The following is a 26,597-nucleotide window of genomic DNA, read 5'->3' as shown; positions in this document are numbered from 1 at the left end:
GGAACCATCATGCCGATCCTGAACCGAGCCGCCGAAATGCAGGACGAGGTGGCCGGCTGGCGCCGCCATTTGCACCAGACGCCGGAGCTGAATTTCGACGTCTTCAAGACCGCCGCTTTCGTCACCGAGAAGCTGAAGGCTTTCGGCTGCGACGATATCGTGACGGGTTTGGGCAAGACCGGCGTCGTCGGCATCATCCGCGGCCGCCACGGCGAAGGGTCGACCATCGGCCTGCGCGCCGACATGGATGCCCTGCCGCTCAACGAGATCACCGGCAAATCCTATGCCTCGACCGTCCCCGGCAAGATGCACGCCTGCGGCCATGACGGCCACACCGCTATGTTGTTGGGTGCCGCCAAATACCTCGCCGAAACGCGCAATTTCGCCGGCTCCGTCGCGGTCATCTTCCAGCCGGCCGAAGAAGGCGGCGGCGGCGGCAACGAGATGGTCAAGGACGGTATGATGGAGCGCTTCGGTATCTCCAAGGTTTTCGGCATGCACAACATGCCGGGCCTGCCGGTCGGCCAGTTCGCCATCAGGCCGGGCCCGATCATGGCGGCGACCGCCGAATTCACCATCACCGTCAAGGGCCGGGGCGGCCACGCGGCGATGCCGCACGGCACCATCGATCCGATCGTCATCACCAGCCAACTCGTCGGCGCATTGCAGACGATCGCCTCGCGCAGCACAGATCCGGTCGAGGCGGTGGTCGTCTCGGTGACGAAATTCCATGCCGGCGACGCCTATAACGTCATTCCCGAGACCGCCGAGATCGCCGGCACCGTACGCACGCTGAAGAAGGAAGTCGCCAAGAAGGCAGAGGAGCGCATCCGCGCACTTTGCCAAGGCCTGGGCGCTGCCTTCGGCGCGACAATCGAGGTTGATTACAATGCCAATTACCCCGTCACCTTCAACCATCCGGAAGAGACGGTCTTTGCCAGCGACATCGCGGCCGACGTCGCCGGCGACAGCCATGTGCACCGCGCCATCCAGCCGGTGATGGGCGGCGAGGATTTCTCCTACATGCTTGAAGCGCGGCCGGGCGCCTTCATCTTCATCGGCAACGGCGATACCGCCGGCCTGCACAACCCAGCCTACGACTTCAACGACGAGGTCATCCCGCACGGCATGAGCTATTGGGTGAAGCTGGCGGAAACAGCGCTGGCGGCGTAGCCATTCGGCATCGGCGGTGCGGCAACCGCCGCACCTCTGGGCGGCAAAACCGGGCAGGACATGTTCTGCTGGTCACTTCCGGCCGGACGACTTCCGGGCAAGGCCGAAGGCAATGCCCAGAGCAATACCTATACCGATGCCCGCAACAATGTTGTCCAACACGACGCCGATAGCCACGCCGATCACGACGCCGAGTGTGAGGTGTTTGGCATCCATTATGCCCGGTCATGTAGCGTGGAAGGGAAGAGCCGCAACCGCTACGGTCCGCTCTTCGGATCCTCGACCTCCAGCGCCTCCATGACCGGCGCCAGCTCATTGTCGTCGGCAGCCTGCGGCTCTTCGCCTGTCCTCGCCTTCTTCAGGGCTGCCTCGATCGCCTCCTGGATATTGCCGAGTTCGTCTTCGCGAACCTCGTGGCCATAGCCGGCAGCGTCGGCGTCCTGCTCGAATTGCTGCGCCAGAACGGCGACGCTCACCTCGCTCTCGGCCGGCAAATTGCCGACATTCTCCTGCAGCCACGTTTGAAAGAACTCTTTGGTGGCGCTCATGCGGTGTCTCCTTCGGGACACTAAAGCGCGCCGACGTCCCGAAAGTTCCGCTATCCCGACCTCTTTGGGGCCTGCTCCCACATTCGGCCAGGCGGCGTTGGCGCCGCCTGGCTCGGCTGCTTACTGGCTGACAGCAGTCGTCGGTTCGCACGACACGTTCGGGTTCATGTCCGCGAAGGCGCCGGTCGGGTTGCCCTTCCAGGCCCAGACATGCAGCTCGTAGAACGGGCCGAGGCCGTAGCGGTTGGGGGCGCTGTTGAAGTTGAACAGATGCCCATCGAGCGAGGCCGGGCCTTTCGAGGTGATGTATTCGACCGCGATCAGTTTTAGCGTGCCGTCGGCCATCGGCTCGTACATCACCGCTTCCGGCTTGGCGACATCGACCGCGTCGTCCTTGAGGTAGCCGGGATTGACATAGTGGATGCCCATGGCGCCGCCGGTGATGCCGCTGGCGCAGGGAATGGGCGCGTAGCCCTCGGCGGTCGCCGCCGCCACATTCTCGAAGCGGCTGTTGGCCGCGCGTACCTTGTCGGCCAGCGGATTGGGACCGGGCGCGGGCGCTGCCTGATGCGCCTGCGCCAGCGCGGTGCAGGCCGACAGCAGCGCCGCGGCAGCGAGGAACTTGTTGCGAAAGTTGATTGTCATAGTCATTCCATTCTTCTTGAAAAGCACAGCCCGGCCGGCCGCCGGAAGTAAGGAGGTCCGGCAGGTGGGCGCTGTGGCTGTTGTTGCTGGGAGATCCCTGTCCCGATGCGACGAATGCCGATCATCCCTTCGGCAGATAGGGGATGGTTCCGGCCAGATCGGAGTTGTCGATCAGCTGGAAACGGCTGTCGCTGCCGCCCTGACGGGCCGAAACGAACGGCGCGTAGGCAGGATCGTCGGTGAAGGCGCGCGCCGCGGCCTCGGTCGGGAACGCCATCAAGGCAATCAGCGTCGTGTCGAGCGGCTTGCCTTCGAGCGTCTTCACATTGCCGCTGCGCGACAGATATCTGCCGCCGTGCTTGTGAACGAGGTCGTGGACCGACGCGGCATAGGCCGGCATCCACTTCGGGTCCCTCACCTTGATGTCTGCGATAACGTAAGCGGTCATGGGTCATGTCTCCTGGTCGTGCACAGGGGTATCCCGTGCAGCGGCAGAGGGGTCGCATGGCAGGGCCGGCGCCAGCCAGTCCGCGATCTGTACTGGTGTGGCGAATCCGAAATTCGCATTCACTTTGGAGCAACGCAGCGAGCGAATTTCGGATTCAAAAGCCACACCAGCAAGTGCTTGGATTTCCAGTGTGGTTTTGGATTTGAAGTTCCTAATGCTGATGCCACCCAGAAAGCAGGAACTTCGAATCCACCGCACTGGGCCGGTACAGTTTCTGTACTCGCCGCGTCGCCGGGAAAGGCCTATGGTTCCGGCGGAGTTTGAGGGAAGGCAACATCGTGACCCAGTCTGGATACAAACAGTTCTGCCCGTTATCGATGGCCGCCGAGGTGCTGTGCACCCGCTGGACCATGGTTCTGCTTCGCGAATTGGTGGCGGGTTCGACCCGTTTCAACGATTTGCGCCGCGGCGTCCCCAAAATGTCGCCGACCCTTCTGTCGCAACGGCTCAAGGAGCTCGAACTGGCCGGGATCGTCGAGCGCAAGGAGGTGCGCGGCGAGAAAGGCATCTTCGAATACCGGATGACCGAGGCAGGCAGGGATCTGCGTTCCGTCGTCGAGGCGATGGGTTTTTGGGGCCAGAAATGGGTCGAGTCCCGGTTGTCGCTGAAGAACCTCGATCCGTCGCTGCTGATGTGGGACATGCGGCGCAATCTCAACGCGTCGCCGCTGCCCGACGGGCGCACGGTGATACAATTTCTGTATCAGGAGCTCCCCGCCTCCAAGCGGTCATGGTGGCTGATCGTCGAGAAGCACGGCGAGGTCGACCTCTGCTGGTACGATCCGGGCTTCGATGTCGATCTCTACGTCTCGACCGACCTGCACACCATGACCGAAATCTGGATGGGGCTGATCACCGTCGAGAAGGCCGGGCCGAAAGTCATCTTGACGGGCGACCAGGACATCGCGCGCAAAATGCAGACCTGGCTCGGCCTGAGCCCGTTCGCGGTCGAACCCAAGCGAGCGGCCTAGCTGCCTCTTGGCGAAACGTCCCGAAGCGGTTATGTGTCGGGCCGCGTGGTCCCGTAGCTCAGTAGGATAGAGCGGCAGATTCCTAATCTGTAGGTCACAGGTTCGATTCCTGTCGGGATCACCACGCTTTCAACTGGTTACCTGACGGTCGCGTCGGTGCTCGGCTGTGAACGCGTGCGAGGAAGTCGCGCACCAACGCAAGCGCCTCATCGAAATGGGTTTCCAGTAGCCAGTGGCCGGCGCCATCGAGGAGATGGAGCTCTGCTTGCGGCAAGTCGCGCTTGTAGGCGCGGGCCGATGCGGCCGGCATGTAGCCATCCTCGGGACCCCAGACGATCAGTGTCGGTGGTTGCCGTTCGCGCAGATAAGCCTGGTATTTCGGGAACCAGTTGAGGTTCGCCTCCAGCTTCTCCATCAGGCCGACCGCAAGCCGCCGACGGGGCGGCGTGTCCATCAGAGGCCAATGGAGTTTCCACAGATCCGGTGGCACGCGCTCGGCCACGGCCTCGCCAACCTCACCGATGAACTCGTGCCGGAAGCCCTCCTCGCTCACCGCTTCTTCCAGCGGGCGATGCTTGTCGGGCGTCTTGTCGTTCCAATACGCCTTGATGGCTGCGTATTTCGGGCCGAGCACGTCTTCGTAGATGTCGCCGTTTTGGATGATAAGCGCGGCAACGCGCTCCGGATAGGCGATGGCGTGGCGCAATCCGATCTGCGAGCCGTAATCGTGCAGCCAGAGCGCATAGTGAGACAGGCCGAGCGCGTCCGCGAAAGCCGCCAAAAACCCGGCATAGGTCTCGAAATCGTAGCCGAATGCAGCCATGTCGGGCGTAGCGCTGTAGCCGAAGCCAGGAAAATCCGGGGCGAACGTGTGCCAGCGATCAGCCAGTCCGGGCATCAGCCTTCGAAACTGATAGGACGAACAGGGATAGCCGTGCGGCAGCAGAAGCACGGGAGCGTCGGCCGGGCCTTCCTCGCGAAAGAAGACAGTAATTCCGTCAACTCTGATTTGGCGGTGTCGCAACTTTGCCTCCTCGATCGAAAGGCTCCGAAAATGACTGGTAACCCCCGCATCCCGTTGTGAGCGCCTGGATCCGAAACTCATGATCAGGTCGAGGGTTCCCGGTCGCGCCGGTGACAGCGGCCAAGGAACCTGCCGCCGATCAGATCGTTTCGCGGTATGTGGCTAAGGCCAATCGGAGCGGAGGCAGACATGCCGCATGCTCACAATCGCGGGACACCGAACACGGGCCGGCTCTGCCAGTTCGGGGCTTGGCGGGATGCTGCGTGACGATGCTGCGTGACGTCGACTATGTCCTGCAAAAACTCGACTGGATGCGCGCCGAAGGCATCTGGCCCAACGGCTTGCGTTATCTCTGGACCGATGCATTCGGGGTCGTGCTCTACGTCTCGCTTTGCACAGAAACTGGCGAAGAGCGCTGGCTGGGCGAAGCCGCGCGGCTGGTGGCCGATGTCGAGCGTGTGCTCGGCCGCCGGCGCGGACTGAGGATCGGCGAAGCGGCCGATCGCGACGGCCAGTATTTCCACTATCTGGCGATGTGGCTGTTCGCCCTGGCGCGTCTCGGCGATCTGAGGCCGGAATACCGCGAGCGCGGCATTGCGCTGGCGCGGGACATTCACCCGGCGTTTGTGGTCCCCGGCCGCGGCGTGATCTGGAAGATGCAGGAGGATCTGAGCAGCCCATATCTTGGCTATGGTCTCGGCAGCATGGATGCCTATGACGGCGACGTGGCGAAGCGGTTTGCCGAACTGGAAAAATGGGCGAGAAAGAACCTTCCGGTCGGCGACGTCGTGGGGCGCTGGTGCAATGAGGATTATGATACGGCCGACAGGATTCCATATGCCGGCGAGCCCGATCCAAAAATGGGCTCGAGCGCGACCCGGCGATCGTAATCATTGCCGCGATCATGCGCGGCGCCGACCCTCCCGCCACGAAGCCAGCAGCCGCATGACAAATTGGGGGGCAGATCACAAGGAGAAATCCCATGCATGCAAAACTCGTGACCGGAGCAATGCTGATCGCGATGTCGGCGCTGCTCCAACCGGCATCGGCGGCACCCGATTGGCAAACAATCGCTAAGGCGCTCGGCAAATCCGGAACCGAGACGCCTGATGGCGTCTACCGGGTCGGGCTGCCGCGAACGGACCTGAAGGTTTCGCTCGACGGCGTGGCCCTGAAACCCGGATTTGCGCTTGGAGGCTGGATTGCGTTCGAACCCATGGGAGATCAGGCAATGGTTATGGGCGACATCGTTCTGACGCAGGACGAGGTGAACCCGGTCATGAAGAAGCTTGAAGAAAGCGGGATCGAGATCACTGCGGTACACAACCACTTGCTGCGCGCGGAGCCGATGACACTCTACATGCACGTCTTCGGCCAGGGCGACCCGGTTACGCTCGCCACAGCGCTTCATGCCGGATTGGCGCTGAGCAAAACACCGATGGGAGGCGGCGCCCAGCCGCAAGCCGCACCACAGATCGAGTTCGACACGGCCGGTGTCGACCAAACCATCGGTTATAAGGGTAAGGCCAATGGCGCGGTCTACCAGTTCACGATCTCGCGCGCTGAGCCGGTCGAGGAAAATGGAATGGAAGTGCCGGCGGCCATGGGCTCGGCAATAGCGATTAACTTCCAATCGACAGGTGGCGGCAAGGCGGCGATCACGGGTGATTTTGTGCTGACAGCAAAGGAGGTCAATCCGGTTATCAAAGCCATGCTGGATAACGGCATCGAGATCACCGCGTTGCATAGCCACATGCTCGATGAGCAACCGCGGCTCTTCTTCATGCATTTCTGGGCGTACGACGATGCGCAGAAGCTGGCGAAAGGACTGCGCGCAGCCCTCGACAAGGTCGCCGTCAAAAAGAGCTAGATTGGGCGTCCGCGCGCGCGTCCAACGGCGGAGTTCGGCCGACTCGGAGCGATCGTCGGCCTTCTTCCCGCCGCCTCGGGAATGGTTCTCTGGCACGGCGTCTCTCCGCCACCAGCATTGCGCCTGAGATCACCTTTCCATCGCACACGAGACTCAAGGGGCGGGCCGGGCTTTTGCGAACTAACGCGTTCGGAACGATCAAAGGTCCGCTTCGTTCTGATCGGATGGACTGGATTAGACTAGGCCTCCTGGCGTTGGCGGGGTTCCTCACCTGGACACTGAACACCCTCTCGGCCGGAGGCGGAGGTCTATTGCTGATCCCCGCCGTGACTTTCATCACAGGGAGCGCGGCGGTTGCGCCGGTCATCACCTTGACCGAGCTCATCGGCAATCCCATCCGCGCCCTGGCCTTCCGGCGCGACATCGATTGGAGCCTGGTCCGTTGGTACCTGCCCGGCGCCATCGCCGGTGCCGCTGCGGGCTCCTGGCTCTTCGCCAACAGTCGGGCGGAATGGCTCCAGATACTCATAGGGATCTATCTGATCAGTGCAGTCTGGGAATTTCGCGGCGGCGCGCGCGAGCGGAGCTACCGAGCCCGCCGCTGGTGGTTCCTCCCGGCCGGCCTGATCGTCGCGCTGTTGTCGGCGCTGATGGGCACGGTGGGACCCGTCTTGAATTCGCTCTATCTGAACTACGGTTCGGAGAAGGAGACGTTGGTCGCCACGAAATCGGTGAACTCGTTTGTGACCGATGTCGTCAAGATCGCGGCATTCACCGGACTCGGCGCGCTCGGTGGTCAGGCGGTCATGTACGGCGCAGCCGCGGGTTTGGGCGCTGCGCTTGCCAATCTGCTGGCCAAGCGCTGGCTCGAACGCCTAAGTGGACGACAGTTCCGCGGCCTTGTGGTCGCGCTCATGGCTGTGAGTGGAGCGCTGATGATCTGGAACCAGCACAGCTTCGTTGTGCAGGCCTGGCGCGCGGCCACAGGAATGTCTTAACAATGTCGATGTTGGCTGGAGCGCTGCGCCGTAGCTTGGTTGACCGGTCGCGCGATGCGCAGAAGCTGGCAAAAGGCCTGCGCGCAGCCCTCGACAAGGTCGCCGTCAAAAAGAGCTAGCGCTTCCCGTCCGCGCGCATCATACAGGGCTCTTCGAACCAGCCGACCTAACCAGCTCAGCTTCGAGAAGCTTCGTGAGATTAGATCGCGCTCAGGGTCACGGCGGCAAGAACCAGATAGCGGCCGACCTTGGCGGCAGTGACCAGCAAAAGGAAAACCCGAAAAGGCTCGCGCGCAGGACGCCCGCGACGACGGTTAGCGGATCACCGACAACCGGCAGCCAACTCAGCAGGAGCGACCACTTTCCATAGCGGCGATACCACACTTGCGCGCGGTCCAGTTGCGCTTGGTTCATCGGAAACCACCGTTGGCTCCGGAAGCGCTCGATGCCTCGCCCGAGCAGCCAGTTGATCACCGATCCAAGTACGTTGCCGACGCTCGCGACGGCGATGATTGGCCAGGGCGAATAATCCGCAAGCAGCAGCCCTACCAGCACTGCTTCCGATTGCATCGGCAGGATCGTAGCGGCGAGTAAGGCCGCAAGGAACAGACCAGCATAGGCCGCGAGGTCGGTCATTTAACCGCATATCCGCCAGTCGACCTAATGATGGTGACTTTCGGGTTCGACCATCTTGAACGACAGCACCTGTTCGCGCTGCCAGATCGTCGGCCTGGCGATCGATGGTCAGCCGCGTCCGCTCGCCGGCCGGTGTGTCGACGATTTCCAACGTCCCCGCAGCCAGACCGCAGGCGACCTTAAAGGGCTCCGGCGCAGCGTCAGTTGCGATACCGGTCCGTGGCCAGCGCAGCGCATCATAATTCTGCTGTTCCTTCAGCCTGCAAAGTCTCCGCGAGAATCGTGAGGGTCGCGCCGGTGAAAGCGGCCAAGGAACCTGCCGCCGATCAGATCGTTTCGGGTATCTGGCTAAGGCCAACCGGAGCGGAGGCAGATATGCCGCATGCCCGCAATCGCATGGAACCGAACATCGGCGAAGTCTGCCGTGGAGTCGGGGCTTGGCGCAATGCTGCGTGACGTCGATTATGTCCTGCAAAAACTCGACTGGATGCGCGCCGAAGGCATCTGGCCCAACGGCTTGCGATATCTGTGGACCGATGCATTCGGGGTCGTGCTCTACGTCTCGCTTTACATGGAAACTGGCGAAGAGCGCTGGCTGGACGAGGCCGAGCGGCTGGTGGCCGATGTCGAGCGTGTGCTCGGCCGCCGGCGCGGACTGAGGATCGGCGAAGCGGCCGATCGCGACGGCCAGTATTTCCACTATCTGGCGATGTGGCTGTTCGCCCTGGCGCGTCTCGGCGATCTGAGGCCGGAATACCGCGAGCGCGGCATTGCGCTGGCGCGGGACATTCACCCGGCGTTTGTGGTCCCCGGCCGCGGCGTGATCTGGAAGATGCAGGAGGATTTGAGCGGTCCTTACCCCGGCTACGGCCTCGGCAGCATGGATGCCTATGACGGCTACGTCTCTTACCGAATGCTCGACGAAGAGGAACTGGCGCCCGAGATCGCGCAGGTGCGTGCCCTGATGGAGCGCGATTGGCGCACGCTCGACGTCGAGCAGGACCTAGGCCTCGGCATGATGCTGTGGCTCGCCCATTTCTCTCCCGACGAGCCGTGGGCCGAGGCCCAGACGAGGCGTTCGCTGCGAACCCTGGAAACGATGTGGGTCGACCCGCCCGGTTATTTCAGCCGCGCGCCATGGCTGCGCGATACCAAGTTCGCCTTCACCAACTACGGCGTTTCGCTCGGCCTGCAGGCCGCCGGTATCTGGCCGGGGCGTGTCGATAGGCTGAACGCCTTCTTCGAGGACTGGCGGTCCGGCGACGAATACGACCGCGAGGCGATCACCTGGGTGATGGCCTGCACCTCGCACCTTCCCGGCGCTTTTCTGACCCGGGGTGGCGAGACAATGATTGAAAGCGACCAAGCTCGGGAACGTTCCTCCGCCGGCGCGGTTGTCGATGGAAGTGCATGGAGACGCAACGGGCGCGGTTGAAATGGCCATTCTCTTGGGAAAACCGGGAAGCTGTTGGGTGGCGGCAGCCGCCTCCACGAACTATCCCCAGCTCGAAGGTTCGATCCGTGCGGACGCCGTTGTCGTGGGTGCTGGAATTGTCGGGCTGACGACGGCGCTTCAGCTTTGCGAGGCGGGCCGGTCGGTGGTCGTCCTCGAAGGCCTGCGCACAGGCGGCCAGGTGACCGGCCGCTCGACGGCCAAGATCACCACGCAGCATGCGCTGATCTATCGTCATCTCATCGACAGCGTTGGCCGGGACCTGGCGCAGACCTATGCCGATGCGAATTCCGCCGGCGCGCGCCAAATCCGCGATTGGGTTAACAACTGCGCCAATCGCCTGCGATTTCGAGAGCAAGGACGCCTATACCTACACCTGCAGTGAAAGCCGCTGCGCGGAGATTGCGGCCGAGGCGGAGGCCGCGCGCCAGGTCGGGCTGGAGGCCGAGATCCTCGACCGCGCGCCGCTGCCTTTCGAAACGGCCGCCGCGCTACGGTTCCCCGACCAGGCGCAGTTCAATCCGGCGATGTATCTGGTTGGCCTGGCGGAAGCGGTGACGGCCCGTGGCGGTCGGATCTTCGAAAACAGCCGCGCCACCTCGATCGACGAGGCAAGCCGCTGGCGCGTCGTCACCGATGGCGGCGCCGTTGATGCCGGGCACGTCGTCGTCGCCACCAACATGACGGTGAAGAGCCCCGTCGGCATGGCGAACCGGACGCAACCGCGCTGCCACACCGCCATGGCCTTTCGGATCGACGGTCCCCTCCCTGTCGACGGCATGTTCATCGGCATCGACGACCCGACGCGTTCCATCCGCACGGGCCGTGATGCCGAAGGGCCACTGCTGGTCACGCTCGGCCCCAAGTTCAACACCGGCTGGGACGGCGACGTGGCCAAGCGGTTTGTCGAACTGGAAAACTGGGCAAGAAAGAACCTTCCGGTCGGCGACGTCGCCTGGCGCTGGTGCAATGAGGACTATGATACGGCCGACAGGATCCCATATGCCGGCGAACCCGATCCCGCCAAGGCCGCCGGCTTCCACATTGCCACGGGCTTCAACGCCTGGGGCATCACCAACGGGACGGCCGTGGGCGAGATGATCGCCGACCTGATCTGCGGCCGCCCGAGCCCATGGCAAAAACTCTACGATCCGGCCCGGCCCTATCCTGAGGACTTCCACAAGAACGGCCGCAGTCAATCGATCGTCTCGAGCACCCACGACATTGCGCCTGGTATGGGCGGCGTGATCGTCAGGGGAGACGAAAAGATTGCGGCGTGGAGAGACACCGAAGGCGCACTCCAGGCGGTTTCGGCGATTTGCACCCACAAGGGCTGCACCGTAACCTGGAACAATGCGGACCACACCTGGGATTGTCCCTGCCACGGCTCGATCTTCGCCGCCGACGGTTCGGTCATCCACGGCCCTGCCCGAAAACCGCTTGCCCAGATTACATTGTGAAGGCGGCGACCGACACGGCCCGCGTCACGCCGGCCGTTCGTAGGTTCCGACCAACTCCGTCTCCTCCAATGCGTGTTTCTGGGCTTGCTTCCAGACCTGATGCACGCCCGCCTGTCCTGGTACGCTGAGGCTCGGCACATCGAGCGCGGCCAGCAGGAAGTGGTAATGGTGGACGCCGTGCCCTGCAGGCGGCTGCGGACCATCGTAATACGCATTGCCGAAATCGTTGGTGCCTTGCCTGAGTGCCGACGGGCCGGGCTTGCCGTCTTCGGCCTCGGCTAGTCCCCCGGCATCCGGCGGGATGTTGAACACCGCCCAGTGCCCGAAAATCCCGCTTGGTGCATCGGGATCCCGCACGACAAGAACAAGGCTCTTGGTACCATCCGGGACACCGGACCACTTCAGTGGCGGCGAGACGTTCTGGCCGTCACGCGTATACCTTTCGGGAATTTTTCCGCCTGCCGGGAACGCCGGGCTGATAAGGGTGAGTGGCATTGCTGTTTCTCCAGGGAGAATTGCGACCGAGAAGCCCGCGCCGGCGCCGTTCACGCCGCTTGCTGAGCTTCGGCGACGCGTCTTATCTCGCCCGGCAGGGATTCCCAGACCTTGTGCATCTGTCCTTCTCCGACGTGATGGGCGAGCACCTTGGACACGACCCTGAATGCATCCTTGGAATCGACCGGACGGGTAAATTCCAGCTCCGCCTTGATCTTGGCCAGAAACTCGTCGAGCGACCGCATCTTCTCGGGAGCTTTGGAAGGCTGATATTGGTCATAGAAGGCGCCGCGCACCAGGATCGGCAGCTGCGAGCCGAGGTGGGCTGCCAGATCCGGCTGCATACGGTCGCGCAGGGCGTGCAGCACCGCTCCGAGAACGTGCCAGGCGACCTGCCGATCCGGTCCAATCTCGTCCATGATCTCGTCGAGCCAGATGTTCGTGGTCTGCAGTGTCTTGTCGAATACGTCGAGTCCGGTGGCATTCATCGAAATCCTCCTTCCGTTCAAATCCGACTAGGTGATGTGACCAAACAGCCGTACCTGCCCGTTGTTCCCCCATGCGCATGTCCTGATGCGCATTTATTGTCGGAGGTCCCGTCTGTTGTCGGAGGTCCCGTCATGAGGGAATTCGGGCCGGCTTTTTTGCCGCTGTTTTTCGACCACCTTTCTTGGCCGGCACCGGAACATCCCCATGGGTGGACGAGTTTTGTTTGCCGTCGCCGATCACATGGCGACGAGTGATGCAGACACAAAAAACAGGAGAAGAACCATGGCACATCACGATTTGGCGCCCCGGACGCCATCGCGCAGCCTCTACCCATCCGCGCGCGACCCGCTCACGTCATTCCACCGGCAGATTGACCGCCTGTTCGACGACTTCTTCGCGCCGATGGCCGAAGCGACTACGGCCGGCGATCTTTGGCCGAGCGTCGACGTACATGAAACAGACCAAGCCTATAAGGTCACCGCCGAATTGCCGGGGCTCGAGCAGAAGGACGTTGAGCTCAAGCTGCGCGAAAACACCCTCTTTATTACGGGCGAGAAGCGTTCGGAGCACAAGGAAGGCGAAGGCGGCCGCACCTACAGCGAACGCAGTTATGGCCGGTTTCAGCGGACCATCCCGCTGGAAGCGGAGATCGATGCCGACAAGGTGCAGGCCACTTTCAGAAACGGCATTTTGGCTGTCGAGCTTCCGAAGAACCCCGCTGCAAAGGACAAGACACGCCGCATAGAAGTGAAAGCGCGATAGTTGCCAAACTGAAGGCTGCCTGAGCAGGCGGCGTTCAGCCCAGATGGAGAAGAACGGCGAGCACGGCGGCAACCGCCCAGCGAGCGTCTAGCGCCGGGGATCGTCCGTTGCCTCGGAAACGCCTTCGAGCGCGATTTTGGCGGCTTCCTTATCGGTCCGCCCGAGGTCGGCCAGGGCGATGACGCCGACGAGGCGCTTGTCGTGATTGATCACCGGAAGACGACGCACCTGATGCTTGGCCATGATCTTTGCCGCATCGGTGATATCGGCGTCATCGAAGCACCAATAGACATGCTCGGACATGACCTCGCGAACGGTCGTGTTGCCGGCTGAGCGCTCCTCGGCGACGCCGCGCATCACGATGTCGCGGTCCGTCACCATGCCGACCAGCCTGTCATTCCCGCCGACCGGAAGGGCGCCGAGATTGTCGGCACGCATTTTCCGGGCGGCATCCCTGATTGTCGTGTTCGGGCCGACCAGTTCGGTCCGACGGCTCATGATCTCCTGAACTTGCATGGGATATTCCTTTCCCTGATTGCTGAGGCAACAAGTCGCCAGACGGCCCTGTTGCCACGCATCGCTAGATTGCCAGCTGGCCGGATGAGGCATGTACGGATCACTATCTTCGATCTTCCCGATCCGCGCTGAGGCGCGTGCCGGTGCCGGCACCTCGCGATCGAAACTATTCTTGGAACGTCCAGGCAGCGAGCGAGTTCCAAAATGGTACCGGTGCCGCAGCCATCCCACGGAATGTGGACGCAGGCTGGTGAAAAAACATCCACCGGGAAAACAGATGCACGCGGATTGAAGGTCATGGCTATCATCTTTTCAGATCGCCGCGAGGCCGGGCGGCAACTCGCCGGGGAACTCGTTCGCTTTGCCGGCCGCGACGATGTGATCGTATTGGCGCTGCCCCGAGGCGGCGTGCCGGTCGGCTACGAGGTCGCGCAGGCACTCAAGGCACCGCTCGACGTCTTCGTCGTGCGCAAGCTCGGCGTCCCCGGCCACGAGGAACTGGCCATGGGGGCGATCGCGCCCTCAGGCGTACGTGTCCTGAACGACGAAATCGTCAACGGTCTCGCGATCCCGCCACATGTCATCGACGCGGTCGCTGCAAGGGAGGAAAAAGAGCTTCTGCGCCGCGAGCACCTCTATAGGGACGGGCGACCCCCACCGCAGTTGAATGGACGAACCATTATCCTCGTGGATGACGGGCTTGCGACCGGATCGACCATGCGGGCCGGGATCAAGGCGCTGCGAAAAAACCACGCCGCCCATATTGTCGCGGCCGTTCCCGTCGGTAGCCCCGACACTTGCGACGCGATGCGGGCGGACGCCGACGAGGTCGTTTGCGCGACGACACCAGAGCCGTTGCTGGGTGTCGGGCGCTGGTACGTGGATTTCTCGCAGACGAGCGATGAAGAGGTCCGCGCGCTCCTCGCCAGGTCCGGGCCCAAGCCCGCCGCTTCCGAAGAGGAATTGGCTGGGCGCGCGGGCGCGGGTCCGGCGCCTGGCACCAGATCGACATAGCGGAGATGGATATGGACCGGGATAGCGAGCACGTCGTGCATGTTCCCGCGGGACCTGTCACGCTTGAGGGCAATCTTTCGTTGCCCTCGGATGCTCGTGGCCTTGTGCTCTTTGCCCATGGCAGCGGAAGCAGCCGCCACAGCCCGCGCAACCGCTACGTGGCAGGAAGGCTGAACGAGGCGAACCTCGCCGCCTTCCTCATCGACCTGTTAACGGCCGAAGAGGAGCGGATCGACCAGGTCACGGCCGAGTTGCGCTTCAATATCGGACTGCTCGCCGACCGGCTGGTCGGCGTCACGGATTGGCTCGGCGCCTCGCCGGAAACATCGGGGTTGCGTCTTGGCTATTTCGGCGCGAGCACGGGCGCCGGTGCCGCCCTGGTGGCGGCGGCCGAGCGGCCCGACCAGGCCGCGGCCGTGGTTTCGCGTGGTGGCCGGCCCGATCTTGCAGCGCACGCCCTGCCGCGCGTCCGGGCGCCGACCTTGCTCGTCGTCGGAGGCGCGGACAAGCAGGTGATCGCGCTCAACCGCTCGGCGCTGGCGGCGCTCCACTGCGAGAAGGAGCTCGCCATCGTCCCTGGCGCGACGCACCTGTTCGAGGAACCCGGCGCCCTGGACGAAGTCGCGGGCCTGGCGAGCCGATGGTTCTTGCGCCATCTGATTTCGGACAGATCGGCGTCGACGTCCTGACAGCTGGGGCTTGGATCACCAGTCCCGGGATCATTTGCGTCCTCAACGCGTTATGATCCTCATAAGACCGCGCGCAGCTGCAACCCGAATGGCTGTCGCAACCCGTATGAGGGAGAAAGACAATGCCGGACAAGAAAACCATCGAGAAGGCCCGAAAGGACAAGCGCGAGGGCAAATCGCCGAGCACACAGGCCGGCGAGTTCGTGCACGAGGAGATCGATAAAATCCGCCGCGGCGAGCACGGCGCGCGCTCGACGCAGCAGGCCATCGCCATCGGGCTTTCCGAGGCAAGACGCGCAGGCGTAGACCTGCCCCCGCCCAAAAAGGGCAAGGTGAAGGAGAGCACGCGCAAAAGCGCCGAATACGCCTATGAGGCCGGCCAGGGTGAACGCACGCCGAAACGCCGCCCGCGGGTGTCGAAAGCCGTCTCCAAGGTGCTCGAGCACGAGCCGAGGAGTACGGCGTCGCACGAGGCGCTGGCGCAGCAGGCCAAGCGTGCGGCCTCGCGCCGGACGGCTGAGGAGCGCTCGGCCGCTGCCAAGAAGGCCGCCGAGACGAAAGGCGCCAGCGGAAGGAAGGCGGCGGCGCAGAAGGCCGCCAGAACGCGCGCGCACCACGCATAGTTCAAAGACGGCAGTTCGCCTCCTGGAAATCCGATATGGCCCAAGCGACCGGTATCGAGATCTGCCCCGGCAGCGCGGGACAACGCCGCTGCCCAAGGCGAACCTGCATCCGCGGGACAACATCGACTTCGAAATCACCGCTGACGAAACGGTGGCGCTGAACGAGCAATACGCGTCACTCGCGACGCTGCCTGACGCGTGACACCAACCGGAGGTACACGGCGGCAAGGGCAGCGGGAGACCGGTCAGGAAAGCGCAGCCTGTTTCTTGAGCATGATGCGTATCGCCCATAACGCGGAGAACTCTGATCATGACCTCAGCTGCCAGCACGACAATGCCGCGAGACACCACTCAGACGAGACATATCGCTTTGCTCGGCGCGCCCTCTAATCTTGGGCTGATGCCGCAGGAGGGTGAGCCGGAGCCCGGCGTGTGGACGGCGCCGGAGACACTTCAATCGCTTGGTCTCGCCGACCGTTTAGGCGCCGGTCCGTTGCGCTCGGTTCGGGCTCCGCCTTATCGGCCTGAGGTGGATCCTGCGACGGGCGTGCGCAATGCCCAGGCCCTGCGCCAGTATTCCAAGACGCTTGCCGAAGCGGTCGACGAGGAGCTGAACTCGGGAGGGTTCCTGCTCATGCTCGGCGGCGATTGCAGTGTGTTGCTTGGCCCTGCGCTCGCGCTGCGGCGTCGTGGCCGCTACGGCCTTATCTTCTTCGATGGGCACACCGATTTCAAATTGCCGGATACCTCGCCGTCAAAGGGAGCCGCGGGCATGGATTTGGCCTTCGTGACCGGCCATGGCCCGATGCTCCTGACCGATTTCGGCGAGCACACTCCTTTGGTCCGTGAGGCCGACGTAGTCGCGTTTGGCTATCGCGATGTGCAGGACCCCGCGACTTACACGTCCAAGGCCGTCTTCGACACCGATGTTCACCGGATGGATTTGGCTGACGTGCGGCGGCGCGGCATCGCCGATGCGGCACCCATAGCGCTTGACGCGGTCGCAGGGCAGGACGTCGAGGGTGTATTCGTTCGCTTCGATGTCGACGTGCTGGACAGCGAGATCATGTCGGCTGTCGATACGCCGGAGGCCGGCGGTGTCTTGCCCGACGAAGCTGTCGAAGCCCTTCGCACATGGTGCAACGATCCACGCGTGATTGGGATGGAGGTGACGATCTATGATCCCGACCGCGATCCGGATCGTCGCTGCGGCAAGCTGCTGATCGACATTCTGGTCGCTTCCCTTCGCGGCCGGTAGACCAATGGGAGTCCTGCACTTGTGCACGAACGCAATCCGCCGGCACGAATGGCCGTCGGTCTGACGGATCGCCGCGCGCACCCATTCTGTGGTGCTACCTCATCGGGAACCGTTCTCAACGAACATGGTTCGGAGTGTGCGACCGAAGCATTCGGCTTCTTCTACCCGGCTATCGCCAAGGAGATTCGCCATGACCGGCAAAACCCGTCCCACCGTCCTGATCACAGGCAGCAGCGGGTTTCTGGGCCAGGCCATCGCTCGCGGCTTGATGGAGCGCTACGACATCATCGGCCTTGATGTTGCCAGACGATCCTTGCCCAGCGTCGAGACGATCGAGATCGACCTTACCTCGGACGCGAGCGTGGCGAAGGCACTGGCCGAGGTACGCGAGCGGAGCGGCGGCCGCATTGCCTCGGTGATCCATCTCGCGGCTTATTACGACACGACCGGCGAGGATAATCCGAAATACGGCGCGGTGACCGTCGAGGGAACGCGCCGGCTGCTGAACGCGCTGAGGGGGTTCGAGACGGAGCAGTTCGTGTTTTCGAGCACGCTGCTGGTGCATGCGCCGAGCCCGGCAAAGGGCGCCAGGATCGACGAGCGATCGCCGATCGATCCGGCCTGGGCCTATCCGAGATCGAAGGCCGAGACCGAGACGCTGATCCAGAAGGAGCACGGCGACATCAAGGTTGCGATCCTGCGACTGGCGGGTGTCTATGACGAGGATTGTCACGCGGCCTTCATCGCCCAGCAGATCGCCCGCATTTTCGAGCGCATGCCGACCGCCTATCTTTTCACCGGCGACATCACCACCGGCCAGCCCTACCTGCATCTGGACGATCTCGTCGACGCCGTGGTGCGCACTGTCGACCGGCGCAGCCCGCTTCCCGACGAGACCGTACTGCTGATCGGCGAAGAAGAGACGCCGTCTTACGACGAGATGCAGAAGCAGATCGGGCAGCTCCTGCATGGCGAAACCTGGCGGACCCTGTCCCTGCCGAAAGAGGTGACGAAGCTCGGTGCCTGGATGCAGGAGAAGCTTCTCGACCAGGAGTCCGACATCAAGCCATGGATGATCGAGAACGCCGACGATCACTACGAGATCGACATCTCCCGCGCCAGGCGCCTGCTTGGTTGGAACCCGCGGCACAGCCTGACCGCTACCTTGCCGGAAATGATCCGGCGGCTGAAGGCGGATCCTACCGACTGGTACAAGAAGAACAAGCTTGAACCGTCGGCGGCCGCCGCTTCCGCGCCCGAGCTCGACCAGGCCGCCGAACGGCTGCAGCGCCCGCTCGAGCGCTCGGACGACGAGGTCGAGGCGGAAACCGAACGCCACCGGGCCGCAACGCTGTGGGCGCCGCTGACCAACGTTGCGATCGGGCTGTGGCTCGTGGCGTCGCCGTTCACGCTCGGCCTGTTCGATCCCGCTTCAGCACCGATTCCGCCGGCGCTCGGACATGAGATCGCCTCGCCGGAGACGCGCGACGGCAGGCTCGGCATCAGTGAGATTGTATCCGGCCTCGCCATCCTGTCGCTGGCGCTCGTCGGCATGCACCGGCGCTGGCACGGGCTGCAATGGATCACCGCCTCGATCGGGGTTTGGGTAATGTTCGCGCCGCTGCTGTTCTGGACCACCAGCGCCGGAGCCTACGCGACCGACACGTTGGCCGGCATGCTGATCGTCGCGTTCGCGGTGATGATCCCGCCGACGCCGGGTATCAGCCGGCGTGCCCTTGCCGCCGATGACGACCGCCCGCTCGGCTGGAGCTATTCGCCCTCCCTCTTCACCCAGCGCATTCCCATAATCGGCCTCGCCTTTGTCGGCCTGTTCGTCTCGCGCTATCTCGCTGCCTATCAGCTAGGGCACATCGACAGTCTTTGGGATCCGTTCTTCGGCCCGGGCGAAACGCCGGCCGGCAATGGCAGCGAGGCGGTGGTCACCTCCTGGGTCTCCAAGGGTTTTCCGATCGCCGATGCCGGGCTGGGCGCCTTTGCCTATGCGCTGGATATCCTCGCGGGCGCGATCGGCGATCGCCGCCGCTGGCGCACCATGCCGTGGATGGTGCTTTTGTTCGGCTTGCTGGTCGTTCCGCTCGGTGTGGTCAGCGTCGGCTTCATCATCATCCAGCCACCGCTCATCGGAGCGCTGTGCACGCTCTGCATCGTCCAGGCTGCCGTCACCGTCGTCCTCATCCCTTATTCGGTCGACGAGGTGCTGGCGAGCTGCCAGTATCTTTGGCATGCGAAACAAGCGGGAGAGCCGTTCTGGCGCACATTCTGGTGCGGAGGTCCGGCACTTTCGGAGGACCAGACGCCGACGCCGGATCTCGACCGGCCGCTATCGGCAGTGGCGCGGGACTTCGTCACTGGCGGTGTGAATTTCCCCCGGACCCTTGTCGCCAGCACACTCGCCGGCGCCCTGCTGATGATCACGCCGCTTGTCTTCGGCACCAGCCCGCCGCTCTACTTCAGCGACCATGTCACCGGCTGCCTGGTCATCATGATCGCCGTTACGGCGATGGCCGAGGTGGCGCGCGCCGTCCGCTTTGTGAACATAGCGCTTGGAGCCTGGATCGCCCTCTCTCCCTTCATCCTTGCCGACGGCGCGGCGGCGAGCCTCGCCAATCTGGCGATCGGAACCCTGCTGGTCGGGCTCAGCCTGCCGCGCGGCACGCGCAGCGCTGCGCATTATGGCGGCTGGGACCGGGCCATCGTCTGAGGATGTTCGGCGGCGCAGGACGGTCGGCCAGGTGGCTGCAAAGATTGATCCGCATCAACCTGTCGAACACATCGAGCGGGAAGTCGGCGAAAGGCGCAAAGGCGGCCGTACCCTTCCAACTTGAATTTTCCGCGTATCTGCATTTCATAAGTCGGCAAATAAATTAGGGAGGAATTTCAACATGATAAAAGGGCAATTCTCTGCGCCGGCATCCTCGCCGCCGGTATGTGGGCCGCGTCGTCATCGGCGTCCGCCGAAAGCCTGACCATGTCTTGCGGCGTTGACGAGGTCTGGTGCCAGCAGACGGCGCGGGCGTTCGAGGAGAAGACCGGCATCACGTCAATATGACCCGCAAGAGCGCTGGCGAAATCTATGCGCAATTGCGCGCCGAGGCCGCCAACCCAAAGGGAGACATCTGGTGGGGCGGAGCCGGCGATCCGCATCTGCAGGCAGCCGAGGAGGGCCTGACAGTGGAATACAAATCGCCGCTGCTCATGCGGACCGGTTCTGATCAAAGCTTGAAGGATTGCACGCAGAGCTGGCGGACCTGGGCGAACACGCCGCTGCCGGCGCAAATCACCAGCGCGCCGTTTTCCAGCACCGTCTTTGGGTCGGGCTTGACTATAGTGCCGCCGGCTTCTTCCACCAGCAGCATGCCTGCCAGGCAGTCCCAGGCGTTCATATGCTCTTCGACATAGCCGAGCAGCCTGCCGGCGGCCGCATAGGCGAGCATCAACGCGCCGGATGCGTTACGGAAAAACACGCTGCCCTTTGAAAACAGCAAGCCGATGAGCGTTGCGACGTTCTGAATTTCGGCGCGGTTGGAAAAGCCGGTGCCCAACGAGCCGTCGGTCAGGCTGGTGGCCGCGCTTGCCCTGATCGGCTTGCCGTTGAGAAAAGCGCCGCCGCCCTTGCGGCAATGGAACGTTTCGCCGGTAGAGGGCTCGTGGATGACACCCACGACAGTGTCGCCGTCCTTGGCGCAGGCGATGACCACACACCAGGCCGGAATGCCCCGCACGAAATTCGCGGTGCCGTCGATCGGATCTATCACCCAGACATGCCCGCTCGATCCGGTGACCGAGGCATGCTCCTCGCCGACAATTCCATCGGTCGGGTAAGCGGCTTTCATTGCCGCACGGATGAACAGCTCGACCTCGCGGTCAGCCTGCGAGACCATGTCCTGATGACCTTTGCTCTCGATGGCGAGGCTGTCGAGGTCGCGAAAATACTTCAGGCCGAGCGCGCCGGCACGCCGCGCGAGATCGATGGCGAACTGTTCGCGCGTTGCTGTGTCGGGTGTCATGAGATCCTTGGGATGGCGAATGTGATCTGAGGAAAATACCCCAGCCAAAGAAGCTTAGCGGTGAAGCTAAGAGCGTGCAAATGACGAGCCCTGCCTTTTGCGGGGCAGCCCCGAGGCCGACCGGTCTTCCATGCGCCCGACAGCGACAGTCGCGCTCATACGGGTCCGGGTCATGTCGCCTTCGATATAGATGATCTGGCCGGTCATGAAGCTCGACGCGTCGGAAACCAGGAAGATCGCGGCACCGCCCAGTTCATCGACCTCGCCCACCTTGCCAGCGGCCGACCAATGCCACGGCTGAGATTGCCGGCGATAAACGCCTATCCCCGCCAGACATCTTCGCGGCGCAGATCGTCCATCGCGCGCGAAATGCCTTCGCGCAGGATCGACACCATATCGTCGATCTACTGGCGCTTGATGATTAATGGCGGCGACATCACGCACATGTTGATCAGTAGCCGGACCAACAGGCCGAGCTCGTGGCAATGCGCGTCGATGCCGGTCGGCACCTCGATCCGCCTCGCTTATGACCCTGAGGCTCTGCTGGCGATAACCTGAATAATTTTTTGCGCAGCAGTGCGACCGGCGACGATCGCGCCCTCGACATAGCCCGGAAATGACGGCGACAGCTCCGACGAGGCAAAATGCACCGGCGGGGCGCCCGCCCGGATAATGCATTCGGCATCCGTTGCCGCCGCATCGACGATCGAATCGCTGTAACCGCCGCCGCTCCAGTGATCCTCGGTCCAGTCGCGATAGCTGAGATCGGCGACGCCGGCCGCCTCGATACCGAGCGCATCTTGCAGCTTTGATGTCACCGTTGCGCGTAGCGCCGCGCTGTCCATATCCCGCCAGCGCTGCGCCAGCGGCCCGCCGATGAAGACGACAAGTGCTGCATGATCCTCGTCCTTGCTGGCATCGCAGGCAAAAAGTCCGTGCGGCTCCCGCCACATCACCATGCCGCTCAAGCCCCTGTCGCGCCAGAAAGCCTTGGGATAGCGCACAAGCATTTTGATAACTGCGCCGCTTTCCCAGACGCCGAGGGCTCTCTCCAGCGCAGCCGGCAGCGGTGGCACGAAATCGACTCTCGAGGCCATCATCGGCGGTAGCGCGACCAGTACCGCTCGTGCCTCGGTCACGCCGGCAGGCGAAACGACGCGAACCCCTCCCGGGCCGTGCTCAATAGCCTCGACGGCTGTATTCAGCCGCAGTCGATCGCCGAGATCCCGCGCAAGATCATCTGCCAGCGAATGCATGGTTTCGCCCACGAAATACTGCAGCTCCGACACCTCGTTGGTGATGCGGCGATCATTGTCGATCAAGTACCACAGCGGCAGCCTTTCCATTGCCAGGCACCACAGGCCCTCGATCATCGACCGAAAGGCGGCCTTGGCATCGTCGGGATCGTTCTGGCGATCGAGCCATGCCGCGACTGTCAAGCCGGCGATGGCCGGGTCGGTCGGTGCGATCGCGTTCATCCGCTCGCGCATTCGCATCGCGGTGCCGTAAGTGCGCCCGGCTTGCGCCTCGCTCATTCGCGGCTGCGTGACGAATTCGCCTGCGACATGGGTCTCGACCAATGTCTTGCCGCGCGCTCGCACCAGCGCCATTAATTCCGGCATGTCTTCGCACAAGAACTGGCCGCCGCTGTCGATCCGCTCGCCGAGCCCGTTCTGCACGGCTTCGACGCGGCCGCCGACACGGTCGCGGGCTTCGAGCAGCACGACATCGATGCCGGCGTGGTTCAATTCACGCGCGGCCGACAGGCCGGTGAAGCCGGCGCCGACGATGGCCACATCGGCTCGTTCGATCTTGAACTTCATTGGCCGGCCTTGATCTTCTCGAATGTCAGGCGCCGGATCATTGTCTTCATTGCTGGTCCATCCTCTTTTTGATGGTTCATGCCGGCCTGGCACCGCGGGCTGCTGAGTTCGGATAGTGCTTGGGGAATGCCGCAGACAGGAACTCGTTCGCGGCCTGCAGCGCCGTCTCGCGTGTGGCGTCCTCGGTGCCCATCATCAAATGCAGCCACAGACCATCCAGCATGGCGCTGAGCGCCAGCGCCATGACTTGCGGCTCATAGGCATAGAAGCCGCTCTGCTTGAGCGCCGCGCAAAGATCGATGAATATGTTCTGGTAGACGGCATCACGTGCGCTGCTCAGCGCCTGATATTTCGGTCGCGATTTGGCCTCGCCCCAGAAGGCACACCAAGCAGCCAGCTTGCGCTTGTTGCAGATCGAGCGGTTGAAATCGGCTGCCACCAATGCCTGCAGCTGGCGGGCGGGATCATCGCCGGCCCTTTGCAAGGCGCTGCGCCAATGCGCCGAATACTCGTCATGCATGTATTGCAAAGTGGCGACGAGCAGCTTCTCCTTGCTCTCGAAATGGAAATTGACGATGCCGCGCGACAGGCCGGCGCCGTCGGCGACGTCGGCCATAGTCGTTTCCGAATAGCCGCGCTTGGCCAATGAATCGATAGTCGCTTCGATCAGTTGAACCTGCCTTGTCTCTTTCGACGCTTTGCGGCCGCGCTTTTCGGAATCGCTTTTTCGCGCCGGTTCGAGGAGGGCTTCGCGCGCCTCTGTTGTCTTCATCGGGGTGATGGTCTCCAGCATCGCCGGCTAGCCGACCGGCATCGGCCGCGAAGATCAGTGGGACGGTGTTTGCCACTGTCAAGCACCTTCTGCATGGCTGCCCATATTCGAATGTTCTCGTCGAGATTGCATCCTTGGAGAAAACGTCGTCGAAGGCACCGTCGGCGAAGGGCAGCAGTCCCGGCGATGCAAACCAGATCAGCGCCGCCGAGCCCGCCTGCAGCGGACCTTGGCTCGAGATCCACGCCAGGCGCGAGCTGCAATATCAAAAGCTGCTGAAGCGTGCCAAACTGGTGCCGCGGCTGGTCGTCAGGCTCGGCCGCCGCACTGCCAATCCGCCTGCGGATTTCTAAATATGGCCGACGACACCGACAGTCCCAAACTCGCCGCCGAAGCCGCCGAACAGTGGCAGCTGATCAACACACCGCTCGGCGAAAAATGGTCGGGCCGCACCCGCTATGCTGCGGCCATGTTCTTCTACAAACGCGGTGAGATGAGCGCTGAAACGCTGGAGGCCTACCGTATTTGTGCCAGGCTGGATTCGACCGATCCGCTGCCGATCATCCGCGACCGCGGCATTGGCCAGGACTGGCTTAAACGCATGGGTTTCGAATAGTCGGCCTCCAAATCGCATTCCGGTCAAGCCGGCATCACCCGCTTAGCCGATGGTCTTTTCCAGCATGCCGAGCCAGTTGCGATAGGCGATCTTCTCGATCAGCGCGCGCCCGAAGCCGCGAGCCGCGAAAGCGTCGAGCAATCTTGGCAGGCCGGCAACGTCGCCTATCACGGCCGGGATCATGGCGCCGTCGAAATCCGAGCCCAGGCCGACGCCGTCTTCGCCCAGCGCCTGCAGCAGCGAATCGACATGGCGCACCATGATGTCGAGACTGGTGTCGGCGTTCATCCTGCCGTCCTCACGCAGGAACCCGGTGGCGAAATTCAGCCCGACCATGCCGCCGGAGTCGCGGATCGCGCCGAGCTGCCATTCGGTGAGGTTGCGCGAATGGCCGCAGATCGCGTGCACGTTGGAATGGGTCGCGACCAGCGGTGCGTCGCTGATCTCGACGACGTCGCGGAAACCTTTTTCGTTGAGATGCGAAAGATCGATCATGATCTTCAGCTGGTTGCAGGCTTTCACCAGCGCCTTGCCGGCATCGGTCAGCCCCGGCCCTGTATCGGGCGACGACGGGAAACGGAACGGCACGCCGTGGCCGAAGGCATTGGGACGGCTCCAGACGATACCGAGCGAGCGCAGGCCGGCTGCGTGGAGGACATCGAGCAGGGTGAGCTCAGGGTCGATCGCCTCGACCCCTTCGATGTGGAAGACCGCCGCGATCGAGCCTTGCGCCATCGCCTTCCTCACATCGCCGGCGCTGCGGCAGACAGTGAGCGCCGAAGCCCGCTCCAGCCTGAACAGGATCGAGGCCATCGCTATGGTGGAGTTGAGCGCATCGGCGCGCGGAACCTCGGGCGGCAAGGGCTCGCTGTCGCTCGGCGCCAGCGGCACCGCGCCGCGCTTGGATTTCTCGACAGGCGGCGGGAAGATCGCGAACATGCCGCCGGCAAATCCGCCTTTCTTCGCGCGCGGCAGGTCGATATGGCCACTCGGCGTCCCCTCGACGAACAGCTTTTCGAGGTCCGCATCCTTCGACTGGTAGAGCCTGAGCAGCGTGTCGTTGTGGCCGTCGAAGACGGGAACGAGATCGGATTCGGTCATGGAGGGCCATTCGGTTGAAGTGGTCGGGCCGCGGAGGGCGAGCCGGTTGTTGCCAATACTTAGGCAAGGCGAGCGCTCTGCGCAAATCCCGCATGTTTGCCTTATGTTTGTACGCCGCCAATGGTCGAAGCGGCACGCGGTAAAGCCGCGCACCCTTTCTCCTGTCATTCATCGAGGGGCTGTCTCTCTTACCGCTTCAGCACGTCCGCCCATTCCGGATGGCGGCGGAACTGAGCATTGGCGAACGGGCAAAGCGGGATGATCGTCTTGCCCGCCGCACGTGCATCCTCGACGGCACGGGTGACGAGGCGAAGTCCCGCGCCCTGGCCGCGAAATGCATCCGGCACTTCGGTATGGTCGATGATGATCTGGTGCTCGCCGACCTTGGTGAAGGTCATCTCCGCCTCGGCGCCGCTCGGCCCACGCAGGAAGTAGCGGCCCTTCGAGCCGCGGTCCTCCAGCTCGATCTCTGGCAATAGGTCAGACATGGCTTGCGGTCCTTTCATCCGGCGCTACGGCGAACAACTGCCGCGCCGCCTCGATCTCGCTCGGCCGCACCTCATGGCCGCCGTCATGCCACTCGACTGTGACATCGGCACCATCGGCGCGCAAATAGGCTTCGAGCCGCGCCGTCAAATCAGGCGGACAGATCGGGTCTCGCCTGCCGGCGGTGACCAGGATGCGGCTGCCGTCAAGGCTGCCCTTGACCTCCGGCTCGAACGGGATCAGCGGATGCATCAGCACCGTTGCGTCGAACAGCGACGGTTCGGCAAACAGCACCGAGGCCAGGATGTTGGCGCCGTTGGAATAACCGAGGCCTAGCACCGAAGATGGCTTTGCCGCCTCGACATGTGCCTTGACGAAGCCGGCCATCTTGTCCGTCGCTCGCGTGAGATCGCCCATGTCGTAAACGCCCTCGCCGGTACGGCGAAAGAAGCGTGCGGCGCCTTGTTCCGAGACATCGCCGCGCGGGCCGACGATCGTCGCTTGCGGCGCAAGATCGCGCCCAAGCGACAGAAGCTGATCCTCGTCGCCGCCAGTGCCATGGAAGACGAAGAGCAACGGTCCGTCCAGCGAACCGGGCAGCACCTTGTGAATATACGAATCCTTGCTCATAACCCTGCC

Annotated in this window: 29 protein-coding genes, 1 tRNA gene and 4 pseudogenes; 17 read left to right on the top strand and 17 right to left on the bottom strand. The window is 63.2% G+C overall.

All coding sequences use genetic code 11. The features are described from left to right. The first annotated feature begins 9 nt into the window (after positions 1–9). Complete coding sequence (locus NKH99_RS17375) at positions 10–1,173, top strand: M20 aminoacylase family protein (RefSeq protein ID WP_352451192.1); 1,164 nt, start codon at positions 10–12, stop codon at positions 1,171–1,173. A 72-nt stretch (positions 1,174–1,245) separates the two neighbouring features. On the opposite strand, the gene NKH99_RS17370 is transcribed toward NKH99_RS17375, so the two are convergent. From NKH99_RS17370 to NKH99_RS17355, 4 genes are all read right to left on the bottom strand, one after another. Continuing rightward, positions 1,246–1,389, bottom strand: a complete 144-nt coding sequence (locus NKH99_RS17370) for a glycine zipper domain-containing protein (RefSeq protein ID WP_198023575.1) — start codon at positions 1,387–1,389, stop codon at positions 1,246–1,248. Between the two features lie 41 nt (positions 1,390–1,430). Next, complete coding sequence (locus NKH99_RS17365) at positions 1,431–1,721, bottom strand: hypothetical protein (protein WP_352471460.1); 291 nt, start codon at positions 1,719–1,721, stop codon at positions 1,431–1,433. 120 nt (positions 1,722–1,841) lie between these two features. Then, positions 1,842–2,372 (bottom strand): hypothetical protein, encoded by a 531-nt coding sequence (locus tag NKH99_RS17360; protein WP_352471461.1) that lies wholly within the window; start codon positions 2,370–2,372, stop codon positions 1,842–1,844. A gap of 115 nt (positions 2,373–2,487) precedes the next feature. After that, positions 2,488–2,814 carry a DUF1330 domain-containing protein gene (locus NKH99_RS17355; protein ID WP_023677873.1) on the bottom strand — a complete coding sequence of 109 codons (327 nt, stop codon included), beginning with the start codon at positions 2,812–2,814 and terminating at the stop codon, positions 2,488–2,490. 338 nt (positions 2,815–3,152) lie between these two features. Here NKH99_RS17355 and NKH99_RS17350 point away from each other — a divergent pair, with 338 nt between their 5' ends. Both NKH99_RS17350 and NKH99_RS17345 read left to right on the top strand, forming a co-directional pair. Next, a complete protein-coding gene (locus NKH99_RS17350) occupies positions 3,153–3,845 on the top strand; it encodes a winged helix-turn-helix transcriptional regulator (protein WP_352457625.1) in 693 nt (230 codons plus the stop codon). Positions 3,846–3,892: 47 nt separating this feature from the next. Further along, positions 3,893–3,969: transfer RNA gene (locus tag NKH99_RS17345), tRNA-Arg, on the top strand. Here the strand turns inward: NKH99_RS17345 and NKH99_RS17340 are convergent. Further along, complete coding sequence (locus NKH99_RS17340; RefSeq protein ID WP_352471462.1) at positions 3,964–4,869, bottom strand: alpha/beta fold hydrolase; 906 nt, start codon at positions 4,867–4,869, stop codon at positions 3,964–3,966. The genes NKH99_RS17345 and NKH99_RS17340 overlap by 6 nt on opposite strands. Before the next feature lie 263 nt (positions 4,870–5,132). Here NKH99_RS17340 and NKH99_RS17335 point away from each other — a divergent pair, with 263 nt between their 5' ends. From NKH99_RS17335 to NKH99_RS17325, 3 genes are all read left to right on the top strand, one after another. Further along, positions 5,133–5,759 (top strand): hypothetical protein, encoded by a 627-nt coding sequence (locus tag NKH99_RS17335; protein WP_353014801.1) that lies wholly within the window; start codon positions 5,133–5,135, stop codon positions 5,757–5,759. 92 nt (positions 5,760–5,851) lie between these two features. Then, positions 5,852–6,739 (top strand): DUF1259 domain-containing protein, encoded by an 888-nt coding sequence (locus tag NKH99_RS17330; RefSeq protein WP_352471465.1) that lies wholly within the window; start codon positions 5,852–5,854, stop codon positions 6,737–6,739. A gap of 224 nt (positions 6,740–6,963) precedes the next feature. Next, positions 6,964–7,737, top strand: coding sequence for a sulfite exporter TauE/SafE family protein (locus NKH99_RS17325; protein WP_353014800.1), 774 nt, complete (start codon positions 6,964–6,966; stop codon positions 7,735–7,737). A gap of 199 nt (positions 7,738–7,936) precedes the next feature. Here NKH99_RS17325 and NKH99_RS17320 read toward each other — a convergent pair. Continuing rightward, positions 7,937–8,373 (bottom strand): annotated as a pseudogene (locus tag NKH99_RS17320) (YqaA family protein). A 445-nt stretch (positions 8,374–8,818) separates the two neighbouring features. On the opposite strand from NKH99_RS17320, the gene NKH99_RS17315 reads away from it, so the two are divergent. After that, the gene (locus NKH99_RS17315) at positions 8,819–9,808 is read left to right on the top strand and encodes a hypothetical protein (protein WP_353014799.1); all 990 of its coding nucleotides are present in this window, start codon (positions 8,819–8,821) and stop codon (positions 9,806–9,808) included. A gap of 1 nt (position 9,809) precedes the next feature. Next, positions 9,810–11,286 (top strand): annotated as a pseudogene (locus NKH99_RS17310) (FAD-dependent oxidoreductase). A 24-nt stretch (positions 11,287–11,310) separates the two neighbouring features. Here the strand turns inward: NKH99_RS17310 and NKH99_RS17305 are convergent. Both NKH99_RS17305 and NKH99_RS17300 read right to left on the bottom strand, forming a co-directional pair. After that, entirely contained in the window at positions 11,311–11,781 is a 471-nt protein-coding gene (locus NKH99_RS17305) for a YbhB/YbcL family Raf kinase inhibitor-like protein (RefSeq protein ID WP_353014798.1), read from the bottom strand. A 50-nt stretch (positions 11,782–11,831) separates the two neighbouring features. Further along, positions 11,832–12,269, bottom strand: coding sequence for a DUF2267 domain-containing protein (locus NKH99_RS17300; protein ID WP_023677864.1), 438 nt, complete (start codon positions 12,267–12,269; stop codon positions 11,832–11,834). 283 nt (positions 12,270–12,552) lie between these two features. Here NKH99_RS17300 and NKH99_RS17295 point away from each other — a divergent pair, with 283 nt between their 5' ends. After that, positions 12,553–13,032: an Hsp20/alpha crystallin family protein gene (locus NKH99_RS17295; protein WP_352471471.1), complete on the top strand. Its 480-nt coding sequence runs from the start codon at positions 12,553–12,555 to the stop codon at positions 13,030–13,032. An 87-nt stretch (positions 13,033–13,119) separates the two neighbouring features. Here the strand turns inward: NKH99_RS17295 and NKH99_RS17290 are convergent, their stop codons facing one another. Then, a complete protein-coding gene (locus NKH99_RS17290; protein WP_353014797.1) occupies positions 13,120–13,530 on the bottom strand; it encodes a CBS domain-containing protein in 411 nt (136 codons plus the stop codon). A gap of 315 nt (positions 13,531–13,845) precedes the next feature. On the opposite strand from NKH99_RS17290, the gene NKH99_RS17285 reads away from it, so the two are divergent. The 6 genes and pseudogenes from NKH99_RS17285 to NKH99_RS17260 all read left to right on the top strand — a co-directional run. Next, entirely contained in the window at positions 13,846–14,562 is a 717-nt protein-coding gene (locus NKH99_RS17285) for a phosphoribosyltransferase (RefSeq protein WP_352471473.1), read from the top strand. Between the two features lie 11 nt (positions 14,563–14,573). After that, complete coding sequence (locus NKH99_RS17280) at positions 14,574–15,251, top strand: dienelactone hydrolase family protein (protein ID WP_352471474.1); 678 nt, start codon at positions 14,574–14,576, stop codon at positions 15,249–15,251. 122 nt (positions 15,252–15,373) lie between these two features. After that, positions 15,374–15,874 (top strand): DUF6496 domain-containing protein, encoded by a 501-nt coding sequence (locus NKH99_RS17275; protein ID WP_352451168.1) that lies wholly within the window; start codon positions 15,374–15,376, stop codon positions 15,872–15,874. Between the two features lie 370 nt (positions 15,875–16,244). Further along, positions 16,245–17,132 (top strand): arginase family protein, encoded by an 888-nt coding sequence (locus NKH99_RS17270; protein ID WP_353014796.1) that lies wholly within the window; start codon positions 16,245–16,247, stop codon positions 17,130–17,132. A 190-nt stretch (positions 17,133–17,322) separates the two neighbouring features. Further along, on the top strand, positions 17,323–19,854 hold the full coding sequence (locus NKH99_RS17265) for an NAD-dependent epimerase/dehydratase family protein (RefSeq protein ID WP_353014795.1): 2,532 nt from the start codon (positions 17,323–17,325) through the stop codon (positions 19,852–19,854). A 225-nt stretch (positions 19,855–20,079) separates the two neighbouring features. Beyond that, positions 20,080–20,345: pseudogene (locus NKH99_RS17260) on the top strand (substrate-binding domain-containing protein); the annotation flags it as partial. 20 nt (positions 20,346–20,365) lie between these two features. Here NKH99_RS17260 and NKH99_RS17255 read toward each other — a convergent pair. From NKH99_RS17255 to betI, 5 genes and pseudogenes are all read right to left on the bottom strand, one after another. Then, positions 20,366–21,160 carry an inositol monophosphatase family protein gene (locus NKH99_RS17255; protein ID WP_353014793.1) on the bottom strand — a complete coding sequence of 265 codons (795 nt, stop codon included), beginning with the start codon at positions 21,158–21,160 and terminating at the stop codon, positions 20,366–20,368. A 66-nt stretch (positions 21,161–21,226) separates the two neighbouring features. Continuing rightward, a complete protein-coding gene (locus NKH99_RS17250; RefSeq protein WP_352471478.1) occupies positions 21,227–21,430 on the bottom strand; it encodes an SDR family oxidoreductase in 204 nt (67 codons plus the stop codon). 50 nt (positions 21,431–21,480) lie between these two features. Then, positions 21,481–21,672: pseudogene (locus tag NKH99_RS17245) on the bottom strand (aspartate aminotransferase family protein); the annotation flags it as partial. 12 nt (positions 21,673–21,684) lie between these two features. Beyond that, positions 21,685–22,983, bottom strand: a complete 1,299-nt coding sequence (locus NKH99_RS17240; protein ID WP_353014792.1) for a flavin monoamine oxidase family protein — start codon at positions 22,981–22,983, stop codon at positions 21,685–21,687. Positions 22,984–23,059: 76 nt separating this feature from the next. Beyond that, positions 23,060–23,776: a transcriptional regulator BetI gene (gene betI, locus NKH99_RS17235; RefSeq protein ID WP_502895733.1), complete on the bottom strand. Its 717-nt coding sequence runs from the start codon at positions 23,774–23,776 to the stop codon at positions 23,060–23,062. A 113-nt stretch (positions 23,777–23,889) separates the two neighbouring features. Here betI and NKH99_RS17230 point away from each other — a divergent pair, with 113 nt between their 5' ends. Both NKH99_RS17230 and NKH99_RS17225 read left to right on the top strand, forming a co-directional pair. Continuing rightward, entirely contained in the window at positions 23,890–24,108 is a 219-nt protein-coding gene (locus NKH99_RS17230) for a hypothetical protein (RefSeq protein ID WP_352451221.1), read from the top strand. 2 nt (positions 24,109–24,110) lie between these two features. Continuing rightward, on the top strand, positions 24,111–24,371 hold the full coding sequence (locus NKH99_RS17225) for a hypothetical protein (protein WP_352814978.1): 261 nt from the start codon (positions 24,111–24,113) through the stop codon (positions 24,369–24,371). A gap of 42 nt (positions 24,372–24,413) precedes the next feature. Here NKH99_RS17225 and NKH99_RS17220 read toward each other — a convergent pair whose 3' ends face one another. From NKH99_RS17220 to NKH99_RS17210, 3 genes are all read right to left on the bottom strand, one after another. After that, complete coding sequence (locus NKH99_RS17220; RefSeq protein ID WP_353014791.1) at positions 24,414–25,472, bottom strand: dipeptidase; 1,059 nt, start codon at positions 25,470–25,472, stop codon at positions 24,414–24,416. A gap of 188 nt (positions 25,473–25,660) precedes the next feature. Next, positions 25,661–25,960, bottom strand: coding sequence for a GNAT family N-acetyltransferase (locus NKH99_RS17215; RefSeq protein WP_352451160.1), 300 nt, complete (start codon positions 25,958–25,960; stop codon positions 25,661–25,663). After that, a complete protein-coding gene (locus NKH99_RS17210; RefSeq protein WP_353014790.1) occupies positions 25,953–26,588 on the bottom strand; it encodes an alpha/beta hydrolase in 636 nt (211 codons plus the stop codon). Before NKH99_RS17210 ends, NKH99_RS17215 begins: the two co-directional genes overlap by 8 nt. Positions 26,589–26,597 lie beyond the last annotated feature (9 nt).

The organism is Mesorhizobium sp. M0854 (assembly GCF_040319815.1).
Lineage (GTDB): Bacteria > Pseudomonadota > Alphaproteobacteria > Rhizobiales > Rhizobiaceae > Mesorhizobium.
Note: the sequence above shows the minus strand (reverse complement) of the source record. Positions and strands in the feature narration are given on the sequence as shown.

Bases quoted from the DNA above. Each gene is read 5' to 3' on its own strand.
- NKH99_RS17255 (WP_353014793.1), bottom strand. From the start codon at position 21,160: ATGACACCCGACACAGCAACGCGCGAACAGTTCGCCATCGATCTCGCG.
- NKH99_RS17285 (WP_352471473.1), top strand. From the start codon at position 13,846: ATGGCTATCATCTTTTCAGATCGCCGCGAGGCCGGGCGGCAACTCGCC.
- NKH99_RS17365 (WP_352471460.1), bottom strand. From the start codon at position 1,721: ATGAGCGCCACCAAAGAGTTCTTTCAAACGTGGCTGCAGGAGAATGTC.
- NKH99_RS17215 (WP_352451160.1), bottom strand. From the start codon at position 25,960: ATGTCTGACCTATTGCCAGAGATCGAGCTGGAGGACCGCGGCTCGAAG.
- NKH99_RS17225 (WP_352814978.1), top strand. From the start codon at position 24,111: ATGGCCGACGACACCGACAGTCCCAAACTCGCCGCCGAAGCCGCCGAA.
- NKH99_RS17355 (WP_023677873.1), bottom strand. From the start codon at position 2,814: ATGACCGCTTACGTTATCGCAGACATCAAGGTGAGGGACCCGAAGTGG.
- NKH99_RS17330 (WP_352471465.1), top strand. From the start codon at position 5,852: ATGCATGCAAAACTCGTGACCGGAGCAATGCTGATCGCGATGTCGGCG.
- NKH99_RS17325 (WP_353014800.1), top strand. From the start codon at position 6,964: ATGGACTGGATTAGACTAGGCCTCCTGGCGTTGGCGGGGTTCCTCACC.
- NKH99_RS17275 (WP_352451168.1), top strand. From the start codon at position 15,374: ATGCCGGACAAGAAAACCATCGAGAAGGCCCGAAAGGACAAGCGCGAG.
- NKH99_RS17375 (WP_352451192.1), top strand. From the start codon at position 10: ATGCCGATCCTGAACCGAGCCGCCGAAATGCAGGACGAGGTGGCCGGC.
- NKH99_RS17210 (WP_353014790.1), bottom strand. From the start codon at position 26,588: ATGAGCAAGGATTCGTATATTCACAAGGTGCTGCCCGGTTCGCTGGAC.
- NKH99_RS17290 (WP_353014797.1), bottom strand. From the start codon at position 13,530: ATGAGCCGTCGGACCGAACTGGTCGGCCCGAACACGACAATCAGGGAT.
- NKH99_RS17370 (WP_198023575.1), bottom strand. From the start codon at position 1,389: ATGGATGCCAAACACCTCACACTCGGCGTCGTGATCGGCGTGGCTATC.
- NKH99_RS17240 (WP_353014792.1), bottom strand. From the start codon at position 22,983: ATGAAGTTCAAGATCGAACGAGCCGATGTGGCCATCGTCGGCGCCGGC.
- NKH99_RS17300 (WP_023677864.1), bottom strand. From the start codon at position 12,269: ATGAATGCCACCGGACTCGACGTATTCGACAAGACACTGCAGACCACG.
- NKH99_RS17315 (WP_353014799.1), top strand. From the start codon at position 8,819: ATGCTGCGTGACGTCGATTATGTCCTGCAAAAACTCGACTGGATGCGC.
- NKH99_RS17265 (WP_353014795.1), top strand. From the start codon at position 17,323: ATGACCGGCAAAACCCGTCCCACCGTCCTGATCACAGGCAGCAGCGGG.
- NKH99_RS17295 (WP_352471471.1), top strand. From the start codon at position 12,553: ATGGCACATCACGATTTGGCGCCCCGGACGCCATCGCGCAGCCTCTAC.
- betI (WP_502895733.1), bottom strand. From the start codon at position 23,776: ATGCTGGAGACCATCACCCCGATGAAGACAACAGAGGCGCGCGAAGCC.
- NKH99_RS17220 (WP_353014791.1), bottom strand. From the start codon at position 25,472: ATGACCGAATCCGATCTCGTTCCCGTCTTCGACGGCCACAACGACACG.
- NKH99_RS17360 (WP_352471461.1), bottom strand. From the start codon at position 2,372: ATGACTATGACAATCAACTTTCGCAACAAGTTCCTCGCTGCCGCGGCG.
- NKH99_RS17305 (WP_353014798.1), bottom strand. From the start codon at position 11,781: ATGCCACTCACCCTTATCAGCCCGGCGTTCCCGGCAGGCGGAAAAATT.
- NKH99_RS17280 (WP_352471474.1), top strand. From the start codon at position 14,574: ATGGACCGGGATAGCGAGCACGTCGTGCATGTTCCCGCGGGACCTGTC.